Origin of the sequence: Flagellimonas nanhaiensis, assembly GCF_003382275.1 — a bacterium.
GTDB classification, from domain to species: domain Bacteria; phylum Bacteroidota; class Bacteroidia; order Flavobacteriales; family Flavobacteriaceae; genus Flagellimonas; species Flagellimonas nanhaiensis.
This window is the reverse complement of the sequence record NZ_QTJX01000001.1, coordinates 1,007,376-1,022,237: the sequence shown is the minus strand read 5'-3', so window position 1 is coordinate 1,022,237 and position 14,862 is coordinate 1,007,376. Positions and strand designations below refer to the sequence as shown.

Sequence of the window (14,862 nt, the reverse complement as noted above, 5' to 3'; positions counted from 1 at the left end):
TTAGTGCTTCCAAAAATAGGCTATCCTTTACAAAATGAAAATAGCACTGACTTCATTTTTAATTTCCAAAACCGTATTTTAGCATCTTGTGCTATGATCAACTACGAAGAAAATATTGAAGTCAAGGGGGCCAAGGTCCATAACCTAAAAAATATTGATGTTACCATTCCCAGAGAAAAACTGGTGGTCATTACCGGACTATCTGGAAGTGGAAAATCCTCATTGGCTTTTGATACCATTTATGCCGAAGGTCAACGAAGGTATATTGAAACTTTCTCGGCCTATGCCAGACAATTTTTAGGTGGTCTTGAACGTCCAGATGTAGACAAAATAGATGGGCTTTCACCGGTAATCGCCATTGAACAAAAAACAACCTCAAAATCGCCACGATCTACTGTGGGCACCATTACCGAGGTCTACGATTTTCTCCGTCTTCTTTTTGCAAGGGCAGGTGATGCCTACAGTTACAATACTGGTGAAAAAATGGTCAGCTATAGCGACGAGCAAATCAAAGATTTGATTATTGATGCGTATCGCGACAAAAAAATCAACATTTTGGCCCCTGTGGTCAAATCTAGAAAAGGACATTACCGAGAGCTTTTTGAACAAATTGCAAAGCAAGGTTTTGTAAAGGTCAGGGTTGATGGTGAGATAATGGATATTACCAAGGGCATGAAGGTAGACCGTTACAAGACCCATGATATTGAAATTGTAATTGACCGTTTGAAAGTTGTGGAGACCGAGGATTTTCACAAACGCCTCAATGAAACCATCAATACTGCCATGTACAGCGGTAACAATGTACTCATGGTGCTTGAAGAAGGTGAAACTGTGCCACGATACTTCAGTAGGGACCTAATGTGCCCATCAACGGGAATTTCCTACCCTACTCCGGAACCGAATACATTTTCCTTTAATTCTCCCAAAGGAATGTGCCCAGAATGCAATGGATTGGGACATGTGCACCAAGTCAATGAAAACAAGATAATCCCTGACAAAAAAGTGTCCATCAAAGCAGGTGGACTTGCCCCTCTTGGAGAGTATAAAAAGTCATGGGCCTTCAAACAATTGGAGACCATTGCCCAGCGGTATGGTTTTGATCTTGCCGACCCTATTGGAAAAATTCCTGAGGAAGCCATGCAGGTAATCCTAAATGGTGGCAAGGATAGTTTTGAGGTGGATTCCAAAACTCTTGGGGTAAAAAGACATTATAAAATTGATTACGAAGGAATTTCGAACTTCATCAAAACCCAATTTGATGAGGCCAATTCCACTTCCATTAAACGTTGGGCCAAAGATTTTATGGATAAAATCCAATGTCCCAGTTGCAATGGGTCCCGCCTAAGAAAAGAATCACTCTATTTCAAGATTGGAGAAAAGAACATTGCAGAGCTTGCCAAAATGGACATAGCGGAGCTTGCTGATTTTTTTGACCAATTGGAAAGTACTTTGGAAGGCAACCAACAAAAGATAGCCGAAGAAATCATCAAGGAGATCAAAACCCGAATACGATTCTTATTAGATGTAGGGTTGGACTACCTCTCTTTAAATCGAAGTTCCAAATCATTGTCAGGAGGAGAAGCACAACGTATCCGGTTGGCCACCCAAATTGGATCTCAGTTGGTAGGGGTTCTTTACATTTTGGATGAACCTAGTATTGGATTGCACCAAAGGGACAATGAGCGCTTGATTCATTCGTTGGAATCCCTTCGGGATATTGGAAATTCGGTTATTGTTGTGGAACATGACAGGGACATGATCGAGCATGCGGACCATGTTATCGATATTGGTCCAAAAGCTGGAAAACATGGTGGAGAAATCATCTCAGAAGGTCCTCCGGCTGAGCTTAAGGAACATCCTACCCTTACAGCCCAATATATAACCGGAGATCTGGAAATTCCGGTTCCGGCCAAACGAAGAAAAGGAACAGGGAAGAAAATTGTCCTTTCGGGATGCACAGGTAACAATCTCAAAAATGTTACCGTGGAAATCCCGTTGGGTAAGTTAATAGGGGTTACCGGAGTTTCTGGTAGTGGAAAATCCACTTTGATCAATGAAACGCTCTACCCTATCATGAACGCCCACTATTTTAATGGTGTAAAAAAACCTATGCCCTACAAAAAAATTACCGGGCTACAACATATTGACAAGGTCATTGACATTAACCAATCTCCCATAGGACGGACTCCACGGTCCAACCCTGCCACTTATACTGGGGTTTTCAGTGAAATAAGAGCCTTGTTTGCAAAGACCACCGAGGCTACCATTCGAGGCTACAAACCAGGCCGTTTCAGCTTCAACGTGGCTGGCGGGCGATGCGAAACATGCCAAGGAGGCGGATTAAAGGTCATTGAAATGAATTTCCTCCCAGATGTTTATGTGGAATGTGAAACCTGTAATGGAAAACGTTTCAATCGGGAGACATTGGAGATTCGGTACAAAGGAAAATCTATTGCCGATGTGTTGGAGATGACCATTAATGAAGCAGTGGATTTCTTCGAAAACATTCCAAAGATCCATCGCAAACTAAAAACAATAAAAGATGTAGGATTGGGTTATATATCATTGGGGCAGCAGTCCACTACCCTTTCCGGAGGTGAGGCGCAACGCGTAAAGCTGGCAACAGAACTTTCAAAGCGTGATACCGGAAATACATTTTATATCCTCGACGAACCCACAACTGGCCTACACTTTGAAGATATAAGAGTGCTCATGGAAGTACTCAATCAACTGGTGGACAAAGGGAACACCATTTTGGTCATTGAACACAATATGGACGTGATCAAAATGATGGATCATATTATAGACATTGGTTATGAAGGAGGACGTGGAGGTGGAATGATCGTTGCAACAGGTACACCGGAGGAGATATCCAAAGACGATAAAAGTTATACCGCCAAGTTTCTCAAAAAGGAACTGGAGAACACAAAACAAAAGATAGCAAGAGCAGTATAAAACTAACACTATGCAAATGCGAAAAGAAAAACATCACAAAGGTTGGAATGAAATCAAGACAAATGATTCATGGGCCATTTTTAAGATAATGGGGGAATTTGTCAACGGATTCGAAAAAATGAGTGAAATCGGTCCGTGTGTTTCCATTTTTGGTTCTGCAAGGGTCCGTCCAGGACAACCCTATTATGACCTTGCCGTAAAAGTAGCACAAAAGGTGGCCGAAGCAGGTTATGGTATTATTACAGGAGGAGGCCCCGGAATAATGGAAGCTGGTAACAAAGGTGCCAATTTAGCCGGAGGAACATCCGTTGGGCTCAATATTGATCTTCCTTTTGAGCAACACGACAATCCCTTTATAGATGGCGATAAAAGCCTTGATTTTGATTACTTTTTTGTTAGAAAGGTAATGTTTGTCAAGTATTCCCAAGGTTTTGTGGTAATGCCAGGGGGATTTGGTACTCTGGATGAATTATTTGAAGCTATTACACTGATCCAAACACATAAGATCCATACGTTTCCCATTATTTTAGTAGGCACCGAATTTTGGGCAGGTTTGATAGATTGGATAAAGGACGTAATGCTAAAGGCTGGAAACATCAGCGCAAAGGATTTGGACCTCATACAAATAGTGGACACCGAAGATGAAGTGGTCAACATTATTGATGCGTTCTACAGGAAACGTGATCTAAGCCCAAACTTTTAATCTAAACCGTATTGCTCTCCCCACGTTGCTTCATATGGTCCGTTCTGCTTCTACTGGTGTTATCACCATCAGTACGAGGTCAGCACAGAAACGAAGTGACAGCTACACTGGACAACAAAACCAAGGAGGTAAAAATAACCCAACGATTTACTTATGTAAATACACATGGAAGTGGACTTTCCAGATTATACTTTAATGATTGGAACCATGCCTATGCCAACAAGAATACCAAACTCGCCAAACGATTCGCAGAAGAGTTCAACCGTAGTTTACATTTGGCCAAGGACAGGGAACGTGGAAATACCAGAATACGCAGCATTGTTGATGATGCCTATGCAGGATTGGAATGGGAAAGACTTGGTAACAAAGACATCATAGCCATTGATTTGAACAAGGTTTTAGAGCCGGGAGAATCAGTCCAACTTTTCTTCACCTATACCCTTAAATTACCAAGTGCAAAATTCACATCATATGGATTTCATGGCAATGGAGATTTCTACCTCAAGGATTGGTATTTAACCCCGGCGGTTTACGATGGGGAGTGGAAACTGTATGACAATGCAAATCTGGACGACCTCTATACAGACACCGCGGAAACTATTATAAACTTCACTTATCCCAGTAGGCTGTTCTTAAGTTCCAATTTTGATTCTCAATCAGAGACTACCTTTCCGGGTGGGCAATACGTGCAACTTCACGGAGTGAATAGAAAAAATTGTGAAGTGATTTTGAGTGGAAGTAAACGATTCACCACGCATGTAACTGGCCATGGCACCGTTATCTCCGATCTTGAATCCAATAAATATGATATCGTCTCACAAGGGCTTTCTATCAACAAAATCACCCAGTTTTTAAATGAAAACCTTGGGGAATATCCGCATGCAAATCTATTGGTAAGTGAATTTGATTATAACAAGAACCCTCTCTATGGCATCAACCAGCTACCGCCCTTTATAAGGCCATACAACCAAAGGTTTCAGTTTGAAATGAAATTCTTGAAAACGGCAATCCGAAGCTTTCTTAAAGAAACTCTATTTTTGGATTCCAGGAAAGAACGTTGGGTACAGGATGCCATCGGTTATTATCTAATGATCAAATATGTGGAGGAATATTATCCAGATCAGAAACTAGCTGGAAAACTTTCCAAAATTTGGGGTATACGAGGATTTCATCTGGCTCAAATGGATTTTAATGAGCAGTATGCACTTTTCAGCATGCTCACCATTAGGAAAAATATTGATCAGGCACTTAGTACACCTAATGATTCCCTGATCAAATTCAATCAGAAAATTGCCAATGGATATAAAGCAGGACTGGGAATGTCATATCTGTCCGAATATCTTGGCGAAAACAAGGTTGACAGTAGTATCACCTCTTTCTACAAGGATTATAGTCTTAAATCCAAGGTCAATGCCAATGACTTTAGAGAATCCATAAAACATTTTGCCGATAAGGATGTTGATTGGTTCTTTAATGAATATGTATCCAAAAGCAAAAAAATAGACTTCAAAATAAAGCGGATAGAAAAGAGCGAGGATTCCATCTCGGTGGTCATAAAGAACAAAAGGGGAACAAATGTTCCCATATCACTCTTTGGATTACAAAAGGACTCTGTAGTCTCTCACTATTGGTTTGCTGATATTGATACTTCACGAACGGTGACCATTCCCAGAATGGGGGCTGATCGCTTGGTATTGAACTACGATCAAAAAATTCCCGAGTTCAATCAAAGGGACAATTGGAAGACACTAAATGGGTTTTTCGCCAGTAACAAAAAACTAAAGTTCCAGTTCTTTAAGGATACCGAAAATCCATATTACCATCAAATTTTTTATGTCCCCATTCTTAATTTCAATGTATACGATGGTGTAACACCGGGGCTTAGAATCTACAACAAGACCTTTTTGGAGAGACCTTTTCAGTATGACGTTTCTCCTACCTACTCGTTTTTGGAACGTACCTTGGTTGGTAGGGCCAGTCTCAGGTATAGAAAATACCATAAAAAAACCGGGCTATACGTTTCAAACTATTCTTTCACCGGTTCAACATCGCATTATCAAACAAACTCTCGTTTTTCCACGCTAACCCCAGCAGTAAGCCTTAGTTGGAGACCCAATGACCTGCTCTCAAACAGAAGGCAGACCTTATTGATGAGATACAGAAGCGTTTTTAGAACTGTTGACCCGAGCATTGCGGATGAGATTGATACCGAACCGGATTATGGCGTCCTCAACGTTAGATATTGGGACGTGGACAATGATATTCTGAACTATACCTCTTGGTTTTTGGACGCACAGCATTCCAGTGATTTCTCTAAATTGGCTTTTGAACTTGAATACAGGAAATTATTCCAAAGCAATAGGCAGTTCAATCTAAGACTCTATGCCGGAAAGTTTCTAAGGAACAAAACCAATTCCGACTTTTTCAGTTTCGCCCTTGACAGACCTACCGATTATATGTTTGATCTGGCTTATTTGGGTAGATCGGAAGATTCTGGAATCTACAGTCAGCAAATTATTATTTCAGAAGGAGGTTTCAAATCCCAATTGGAAAACCCCTTCGCCAATGATTGGATTGCTACTACCAATGCAAGTACCAATATTTGGAGATGGGTTGAAGCTTACGGTGATTTGGGATTTATCAAGAACAAAGGAAGCAATGCAAGATTTGTTTACGACTCCGGCGTTCGGTTAAACCTGGTTACTGATTATTTTGAGCTTTATTTCCCTGTTTACTCCAACAGAGGTTGGGAAATTGCCCAAGACAATTACGGGCAGCGAATACGTTTTGTAGTGACGATCAGTCCAAGAACCCTTATAGGGCTCTTCACAAGAAAATGGTTTTGATTTTTAGCATATTCGCAAAACGAGTCTTCATTTCACTTCTGTTTTTACTTTTTGTTTACTTTTTAATACACTTTTTTATCATATTGTTATTTTATTAACAATAGTTACGGTTGACATTTTGGATGGATTTTAGTATTTTTGCACCAAATTCTGCCATAGCCCATGAAACCCAACCCAAGTACTAGTAACGATATTTCCTTCGATGATTTCCAGTCACAGATTCTTCAAGATTATGAAATAGCGGTAATTAGCAGGGAGTGTAGTCTCTTGGGAAGACGTGAGGTTTTATCCGGAAAAGCCAAATTTGGAATTTTTGGTGATGGAAAAGAGTTGCCACAACTTGCCATGGCACGGGCATTTCAAAATGGGGATTTTAGAAGTGGGTATTATAGGGACCAGACCTTTATGATGGCTCTTGGACTACTAGATGCAAAGGAGTTTTTTCATGGTCTTTATGCCACCACCGACCTTAAGCAGGAACCTATGAGTGCTGGACGACAGATGGGAGGTCATTTTATGACACACAGCATTAATGAAGATGGTTCCTGGAAGGATCTTACCAAACAAAAGAACAGTAGTGCAGATATTTCGTGTACGGCAGGGCAAATGCCAAGACTCTTGGGACTTGCCCAGGCTTCAAAGATATATCGAAACCTAGAAGAAGTAGACCAAACAAATTTCTCCAACAATGGAAATGAGGTAGCCTGGGGAACAATAGGAAATGCCAGTACAAGCGAAGGTCATTTTTTTGAAACCCTAAATGCCGCCGGGGTAATGCAAGTGCCCATGGTCATAAGTATCTGGGATGATGAGTATGGAATCTCTGTTCCCTCTGAGTTCCACACTACTAAGGGAAGTATCTCTGAAGCCCTAAAAGGACTTCAAAGGGACGAAGACAGTCTAGGATTTGAAATTCTCAAGGTAAAGGGCTGGGATTATACTGGACTCATCCATACGTTTGAAAACGCCTCCGATATTGCCAGGGAAAACCATGTTCCTGTTTTAATCCATGTAACAGAGCTTACCCAACCTCAAGGGCATTCTACTTCCGGCTCGCATGAAAGATACAAGTCCGCGGAAAGATTGCAATGGGAGCGTGAAAACGATTGCAACAAAAGATTTAGGGAGTGGATTCTGGAAAATAACATCAGTACAGAAGCTGAGCTGAAGAATCTAGAAAGGGAAATCAAACAAAAAGTCCGTAATTCAAAAAAGGAAGCTTGGGCTGAGTTCTTAAGACCCCATCATGAATCTAAAAAACAACTGATTCAATTATTGAACAGTGTTGCCGCTAAAAGTTCCAACAGGAATTTTATTGAAAAAATAAAAAACGACCTCATTGCAATTGAGGAACCGTTAAAAAAAGATTTAGCTTCCAAATCCAGAAAAGCATTGCACTATTTGGTTGGCGAGGAGTTCCAAGAGAAAAAACAGCTTCAGAAATGGATCAATGATTTCTTGAAAAACACGCAACCCAAATTCAGCTCTCACCTTTATGGTGAAAATGCCAATGTTGCCACTAATGTTGAAACCATACTTCCCTCCTATTCCAATGAAGGCGAAGAAGTGGATGGAAGGATTATTCTGAGGGACAACTTTGATGTACTGTTCGGAAAATATCCCCAAGCCATGGTATTTGGTGAAGATACTGGAGGTATTGGTGATGTAAACCAAGGGCTTGAAGGTCTCCAAAAAAAGTATGGTGAACTGAGGATTGCAGATACAGGCATCCGTGAAACAACCATTATAGGACAAGGAATTGGATTGGCCATGAGAGGTTTAAGGCCCATTGCGGAAATACAATACTTGGATTATATCCTCTATGCCTTGCAAACCCTCAGTGATGATTTGGCAACCCTCTTATACAGAACCGTGGGTAAACAGAAGGCTCCTTTGATCGTTAGAACCCGAGGACATCGTTTAGAAGGAATTTGGCATTCCGGGTCACCCATGGGAGGCCTGATACATCTGTTAAGGGGAATGCATATTCTGGTACCCAGAAACATGACCCAAGCAGCAGGTTTTTACAACACTTTAATGAAAAGTGATGAACCCGCCCTGGTCATAGAAAGTTTGAACGGTTACCGCTTAAAAGAAAAAAAACCGACTAACCTAGGTGAATTTTGCACTCCAATTGGCAAAGTCGAGACCCTAAAAGAAGGTACTGATATCACGTTGCTTTCCTATGGCTCTACCCTTAGGATTGTGGAAAAGGTGGCAATTGAACTACAGGAAGTTGGTATTGATGCGGAAGTAATCGATGCCCAATCCCTATTGCCGTTTGACCTCGAACATGATGTAGTCAAAAGTCTTAAAAAGACCAATAGACTATTGATTATAGATGAAGATGTACCCGGAGGGTGTTCTGCCTATCTATTACAGGAAATCCTTGAAAAACAGGGAGGCTATCAATATTTGGATAGTGCACCACAAACACTTGCTGCACGGGCACACCGTCCTGCTTATGCTTCCGATGGAGATTATTTTTCAAAGCCCAATGCTGAGGATATTTTTGAAAAGGTCTATGAAATCATGAATGAGGTAGACCCAAAGTCCTATCCTACACTGCGATAGCCTTTTTTAGAAAAATATCAATTCAAAGTGGACATTTGTCCATTTAGTATTGTTGTCATTGAAACATTATTTTTACTTTCACGTAAATAAAATTCCCCATTTATGAAAAATAATACTTTGGTCCACTTGGGACTTGCCCTTTTAAGAATCCTGCCATCTGTGTTTATGCTCACCCATGGGTATCCTAAACTTCTAAAACTGATTAATGGCGATACGGAGTTTATCAACCCCTTAGGTATTGGTGAAGCTCCAACACTGTTTTTGGCCATTATAGGAGAATTTATCTGTCCACTTCTTATAATCATCGGTTTCAAAACTAGATGGGCCGCAATTCCTTCGGCCATTACCATGTTTGTAGCAGCATTTATGGTTCACTCGGCAGACCCTTTTGGAACAAAGGAAAAGGCGTTACTCTTTTTGGTCATCTTTGTAGTTATATTTCTTCTGGGGCCTGGTAAGTATAGTGCCGATAGAAGATAGTAAACCTGATTATATGATTTTTACAAGGAGTTCTTTTAACAGGTCAGCTTGTGCCATGTTGCTGGCTCCGACCCCTTTGCTCTTTAGATCCAAATGTCGAAGATTGGAAATGATACCACTCACTTTTTTCATGGGATAGTTTCTGGCGGCAGTGGTAAACTCCTTTACAAAATAAGGGTTCACACCCAATACTTTGGACACATTCCCCGGTGAATGATCATTTAAACCATGGTACTGCAGCAATTGGGTGAAAAAGGTATTAAGAAGTGTTATGGTAACTACAAAAGGATTTTCTTTTGGGTTTTGAGCAAAGTAGTCAATGATTCGCGAAGCTTTGTGCACATCCTTTTCTCCAATCGCCTTTTTTAGCTCAAAATTGTTAAAGTCCTTACTGATACCTATATGCTCCTCTATTAACTCTGGGGTAATTTCAGTAGTGTTGTGAACAACAATGGCGAGTTTTTCCAGTTCATTGTTGATCTTGCTCAAATCTGTTCCCAAGAACTCCACCAATAACATGCAGGCCTTGGGCGATATTTTATATTTCTTAGAGGCCAATATCCTTCGTATCCAATCCGCCACCTGATTTTCATAGAGCTTTTTGCTTTCAAAAAGTTCCCCATTCTTCTGGATGGTTTTGTACAATTTCTTGCGCTTGTCCAGTTTTTTGTATTTATAACAAATTACCAGTACCGTTGTGGTCTGCGGATTTTCGGCATAGACTGTCAACGCTTCAATACTTCTGGAAAGATGTTGGGCTTCTTTGACGATTACTACCTGATGGTTTGCCATCATTGGGAAACGTTTGGCGTTGGAAACCACTTCGTCCACGCTGGTTTCCTTTCCGTAAAGAACCATTTGGTTGAATCCCTTTTCATCCTCGGTAAGCACATGATCGGCAATATATCCAGAAATCTTATCGATATAGTACGGCTCCTCCCCCATAAGAAAGTAAATGGGTTTCGGATTTCCCGAATCTATTTTTGCTACAATTTCCTTGACCTTATCCATTCAGAAAAAATCATCAAATTTGTCCAATGCAAGCATTGAACTTTCCAAAGTATCAGTTCAGAATCAAAAGTAGCGAAAATAGCCTCTACATTTTTGACGTTATCCGCAAAAAGTTTGTCCTTCTTCAACCTGAAGAATGGGTCAGGCAGCACGCATTGCTTTTTTTGATGGAAACAAAAAAATATCCGAAGAGCTTGATAAATGTGGAAAAGCAACTGGAAGTAAACAACTTGAAAAAACGATATGATATTGTGGTGTTTGCGCCAGACGGAAGCATTCAGGTTTTGGTGGAGTGCAAAGCTCCAGATATAAAAATTGACCAAATGACCTTTGATCAAATTGCCCGATATAACCTTAGTTTAAGATCCAATTACTTGATGGTGACCAATGGTATGGACCATTACTATTGTAAAATGGACTTTGAAAATGAAAAATATCGGTTTTTGAAGGAAATTCCTGATTTTAGCCGTTAATTTGCTCCCGTTTTGAAAGTAGCCGTAGTCATACTCAACTGGAACGGGAAGACATTGCTCCAAAAATTTCTTCCTTCTGTTTTGGACCATTCTACTGGAGCCGACATTTATGTCGTTGACAATGCCAGTACTGATGGCTCCATAGAATTCATTGAAGAAACCTATCCGATTATTGGAGTGGTGCAAAACCAATCTAATAGTGGATTTGCCAAGGGCTACAATGATGGGTTGGCCAATATTGAAGCGGACATCTTTTGTCTTCTCAACTCTGATGTGGAGGTTACACCCAATTGGATTGAACCTATTTTGGAAGTGTTCCGCTCTCGCCCTGAAACTGCGATTGTACAGCCAAAAATATTGGACTTAAAACGCAAAGATTATTTTGAATATGCCGGTGCGGCCGGTGGGTTCATTGACCAGTTGGGCTATCCTTTCTGCCGAGGAAGAATATTTCAAGCTTTGGAAAAAGATGAGGGGCAATATGATGATGTAAAAGAGGTCTTTTGGGCAACAGGTGCCTGTATGTTCATTAAATCATCCGTTTTTAAATCCCTTAAAGGTTTCGATGAGGATTATTTTGCCCATCAAGAGGAAATTGACCTGTGCTGGAGAGCAAAAAATGCAGGACATAAAGTACTCTATGTGGGAAAGAGCCATGTGTATCACTTGGGAGGATCCACACTCAATAACATGAACCCAAAAAAGACTTTCCTCAATTTTAGAAATTCCCTCTACTCCATAACCAAGAACCTTCCCCGGAAAAAAGCGTTCCCAATCATCTTAGCAAGACTTTTGCTGGATGGTATTGCCGCACTTAGATTTATTTTTCAATTAAAAGTCAATCATTGCTGGGCTATTTTAAAGGCGCATCTTAGTTTTTATGCTAACTTTAGAAAGATGTACAGAAAAAGGGAAAAAGCTAATTTTGTATTAAAATATTACGCCACAACATCCATAGTCTGGTCCCATTTCGTACATCAAATAAAGAATTTTAACATTTTAGTAAAAGATTAACGATGACGAAATATGCAAGCCTTGCTTTTTACCTAATTTTGATCGATGAACTTTTACTTTACTATATCTAACAATCTTTAATATACTCAGAATTATGAAAAAAGTTTTCCTAGGAACATTGGCGATGGCAGTTTTGTTGTCTTCATGTGTATCGCAGAAGAAATATGCCGACTTGGAAGCCAAACAAAAAGAAACCCAAGATCTATTGAACTCCGCAACGGTTAAACTCAACGATTGTTTGGAAGAAAAGGCTACGGCTTCTTCAAGATTGAAAACCCTTGAAGATCAAAATGCTTTTCTTAAAGCTAACAATCAGGAGTTGATCAACAACATGGGCAACCTTACCACCCTAACAGCAAAAGGGGCTGAAAATCTTGAAAAATCACTTGAAAGTTTAAGGGAAAAAGACCTTACTATCAGGAAATTACAAGATGCGGTTACCCGTCGTGATTCTGTTAACCTAGCTTTGGTACAAAGCCTAAAAGGTGTTCTTGGAAACTTGGATGATGAAGACATAGAGGTAAGTGTTGAAAAAGGAGTGGTATTTGTCTCCATTTCTGATAAGCTTTTGTTTAGAAGCGGAAGCTACAATGTAACCAATGCAGCTAAAGAGGTGCTTGGTAAAGTAGCAAAAGTGGTAAATAACAAACCTGATTTCGAATTTATGGTAGAAGGCCATACCGATAACGTACCTTACGCAAGTGGAGTGTTGTTGGACAACTGGGATCTAAGTGCAAAAAGAGCAACTTCTATTGTTCGCATCCTTCAAAAGGATTTTGGTGTAGATCCTAAGCGTATGACTGCAGCTGGAAGAAGTTATTATGTGCCATTGGCTTCCAATGACAGCGCTGGAGACAGAGCCAAGAACAGAAGAACCAGAATTGTGGTACTTCCAAAAATCGATCAGTTCTACAACATGATCGAGGAAGGAATGAAAGACCCAGCTATTGGTGGTTCTGGAAACTAATGAAATAAAGATTTCTTAAATGATAAAGCGGCCTAAAGGCCGCTTTTTTTATGCTATAAAGTAAAATCTAAAAAATATCCAAACTCCCCTTGCCTTCACGGATCACCTCTGGAACGCCATCGGACAAATCCACTACTGTTGAGGCAATATTTCCGCCATATCCCCCATCAATTACAACATCTACTAGGTTCTTCCACTTTTCGTAAATGAGTTCTGGGTCCGTGGTATATTCCAAAATATCGTCCTCATCTCTAATCGAGGTTGAAACTATTGGGTTCCCGAGTTCCTTCACTAATGCATGCGCAATAGTATTGTCCGGAACTCTGATTCCCACTGTTTTTTTCTTTTTAAAGTCTTTAGGAAGGTTATTGTTGCCCGGTAAGATGAACGTATATGGACCTGGCAGTGCTCTTTTCAGGATTTTAAATGTACTGGAGTCTATTTGTCGTACATAATCTGACAGGTTGCTCAAGTCGGCACATACAAAAGACCAGTTGGCTTTTTCCAACTTTACCCCTTTTATTCTGGCAATTCGCTGTAAGGCTTTGGTATTTGATATATCACATCCAAGGCCATAAACGGTGTCCGTAGGATAAATAACCAGTCCACCCTTGCGTAAAACCTCCCCCACTCTTTCAATTTGTCGAGGATTGGGATTTTCCTCATAAAGTTTGATAAACTCTGCCATAGTGATGTTTACTGATTTTTCGGTATTCCAAAGGACCTTTAATTCCGCAAGTTAAAGAAGATTTCTCTTCTCCATAATTAAAATCTAAAAAAACCACAAGGTATTGAATACCAAATTTGTAAACCTTCAAAAATGGATTTATCAAATCAAATCTTCCATGCATCAAATGGAATGGTTCATCAATCCATTTAGGGACCAGGAAGCATATAAAAAGCTACAATTTTGACGTAAAAGATTAATAACCCTATACAAAATGAAAGCAAAATATTTTATTGTACGTGGCACCGTACTTCTTATTCTGGGCACATTTTTTATTTTCTCAAATTGTAAAAATCAAAGAAAGCAAACCATTTATCCTAAACATGGGCAACAAATCATTGACTCCTTGGATAGTCTATTTGAACAACTTGAGCTATTAAATTCCAATTCAATTGATTATCCTGAATCTGCTGTCTCAACGAACGAAAAAATCAGGAAGGTTGTTGAGCACATCCGTACTCCGAAACTTTTAAAAGAAATGCTCACTTCCTATCAAAATAAGAAGGAACACAATTTTGGTCTTGTAGATTCCCCAGACAAGAAAGTTGCGGTTGTTTCATGGCAAACCAGATTGCCAAAGCCAAAATCCAAGGTGAAGAATATTGCCCTATACGCAAAGGGAGACAAAATAATCCCTACTTCATTGTATGGTGAGCCAATCCACTATACCGAAATACATACTATTGAATCCAAAAAGAAAGACACAATATACATATTGGTTGGCAAAGATGAGCTTTCCAAAACATCATGTCAATTCTCAATATACGCATATTCCATTACTAAGGCAGGGCTGGAAGGAACTTACATATTTCCCAAAAAACAAAATTATCTAGAGTTTGAAGTAGGAACCACTAGTTTAAATTCTTTGGAACACCACCATCTCATGGTGGAACAAAATGGGATGCGGATAATCTTACCCTCAATTACCAAGTCAACAACGAGTTACGATATGCTATCGTTCAATGGAGAAAAATACGTTTCAGAGCAGATTAAAGGCCCAGAAGCGGTCAAATAGTTTGTCAACCGACCTCTCAACCAAAGTTTTTATAGCATTCCGATTAAAGAGAGCGGTGTAGAGACTCTTCAAATGCATGATAAAATACCATGTTTCA

At 40.0% G+C, this 14,862-nt stretch carries 11 protein-coding genes; 9 read left to right on the top strand and 2 right to left on the bottom strand.

The window, feature by feature from the left end:
* Positions 1-93: 93 nt before the first annotated feature.
* From uvrA to DX873_RS04650, 5 genes are all read left to right on the top strand, one after another.
* Positions 94-2,955: an excinuclease ABC subunit UvrA gene (gene uvrA / locus DX873_RS04670; RefSeq protein ID WP_116183340.1), complete on the top strand. Its 2,862-nt coding sequence runs from the start codon at positions 94-96 to the stop codon at positions 2,953-2,955.
* A gap of 16 nt (positions 2,956-2,971) precedes the next feature.
* Positions 2,972-3,658, top strand: a complete 687-nt coding sequence (locus DX873_RS04665) for an LOG family protein (protein WP_116183814.1) — start codon at positions 2,972-2,974, stop codon at positions 3,656-3,658.
* 56 nt (positions 3,659-3,714) lie between these two features.
* Positions 3,715-6,504: a gluzincin family metallopeptidase gene (locus DX873_RS04660; RefSeq protein ID WP_232520856.1), complete on the top strand. Its 2,790-nt coding sequence runs from the start codon at positions 3,715-3,717 to the stop codon at positions 6,502-6,504.
* 162 nt (positions 6,505-6,666) lie between these two features.
* Positions 6,667-9,078: an alpha-ketoacid dehydrogenase subunit alpha/beta gene (locus tag DX873_RS04655; protein ID WP_116183338.1), complete on the top strand. Its 2,412-nt coding sequence runs from the start codon at positions 6,667-6,669 to the stop codon at positions 9,076-9,078.
* A 102-nt stretch (positions 9,079-9,180) separates the two neighbouring features.
* Positions 9,181-9,558: a DoxX family protein gene (locus DX873_RS04650; protein WP_116183337.1), complete on the top strand. Its 378-nt coding sequence runs from the start codon at positions 9,181-9,183 to the stop codon at positions 9,556-9,558.
* A 9-nt stretch (positions 9,559-9,567) separates the two neighbouring features.
* Here the strand turns inward: DX873_RS04650 and holA are convergent, their stop codons facing one another.
* A complete protein-coding gene (gene holA / locus DX873_RS04645; RefSeq protein ID WP_116183336.1) occupies positions 9,568-10,569 on the bottom strand; it encodes a DNA polymerase III subunit delta in 1,002 nt (333 codons plus the stop codon).
* Positions 10,570-10,595: 26 nt separating this feature from the next.
* On the opposite strand from holA, the gene DX873_RS04640 reads away from it, so the two are divergent.
* From DX873_RS04640 to DX873_RS04630, 3 genes are all read left to right on the top strand, one after another.
* The gene (locus DX873_RS04640; protein ID WP_116183335.1) at positions 10,596-11,042 is read left to right on the top strand and encodes a type I restriction enzyme HsdR N-terminal domain-containing protein; all 447 of its coding nucleotides are present in this window, start codon (positions 10,596-10,598) and stop codon (positions 11,040-11,042) included.
* 12 nt (positions 11,043-11,054) lie between these two features.
* A complete protein-coding gene (locus DX873_RS04635; RefSeq protein WP_116183334.1) occupies positions 11,055-12,056 on the top strand; it encodes a glycosyltransferase family 2 protein in 1,002 nt (333 codons plus the stop codon).
* 94 nt (positions 12,057-12,150) lie between these two features.
* Entirely contained in the window at positions 12,151-13,023 is an 873-nt protein-coding gene (locus tag DX873_RS04630; protein ID WP_116183333.1) for an OmpA family protein, read from the top strand.
* 67 nt (positions 13,024-13,090) lie between these two features.
* On the opposite strand, the gene DX873_RS04625 is transcribed toward DX873_RS04630, so the two are convergent.
* Entirely contained in the window at positions 13,091-13,711 is a 621-nt protein-coding gene (locus DX873_RS04625) for an L-threonylcarbamoyladenylate synthase (protein WP_116183332.1), read from the bottom strand.
* A gap of 253 nt (positions 13,712-13,964) precedes the next feature.
* Here DX873_RS04625 and DX873_RS04615 point away from each other — a divergent pair, with 253 nt between their 5' ends.
* Positions 13,965-14,765: a hypothetical protein gene (locus DX873_RS04615; protein WP_116183330.1), complete on the top strand. Its 801-nt coding sequence runs from the start codon at positions 13,965-13,967 to the stop codon at positions 14,763-14,765.
* The last annotated feature ends 97 nt before the right edge of the window (positions 14,766-14,862 follow it).

Excerpts from the sequence above, each read along its gene's own strand:
- uvrA (WP_116183340.1), top strand. The coding sequence starts at position 94 with ATGATCAACTACGAAGAAAATATTGAAGTCAAGGGGGCCAAGGTCCAT.
- DX873_RS04665 (WP_116183814.1), top strand. The coding sequence starts at position 2,972 with ATGCGAAAAGAAAAACATCACAAAGGTTGGAATGAAATCAAGACAAAT.
- DX873_RS04655 (WP_116183338.1), top strand. The coding sequence starts at position 6,667 with ATGAAACCCAACCCAAGTACTAGTAACGATATTTCCTTCGATGATTTC.
- DX873_RS04650 (WP_116183337.1), top strand. The coding sequence starts at position 9,181 with ATGAAAAATAATACTTTGGTCCACTTGGGACTTGCCCTTTTAAGAATC.
- holA (WP_116183336.1), bottom strand. The coding sequence starts at position 10,569 with ATGGATAAGGTCAAGGAAATTGTAGCAAAAATAGATTCGGGAAATCCG.
- DX873_RS04640 (WP_116183335.1), top strand. The coding sequence starts at position 10,596 with ATGCAAGCATTGAACTTTCCAAAGTATCAGTTCAGAATCAAAAGTAGC.
- DX873_RS04630 (WP_116183333.1), top strand. The coding sequence starts at position 12,151 with ATGAAAAAAGTTTTCCTAGGAACATTGGCGATGGCAGTTTTGTTGTCT.
- DX873_RS04625 (WP_116183332.1), bottom strand. The coding sequence starts at position 13,711 with ATGGCAGAGTTTATCAAACTTTATGAGGAAAATCCCAATCCTCGACAA.
- DX873_RS04615 (WP_116183330.1), top strand. The coding sequence starts at position 13,965 with ATGAAAGCAAAATATTTTATTGTACGTGGCACCGTACTTCTTATTCTG.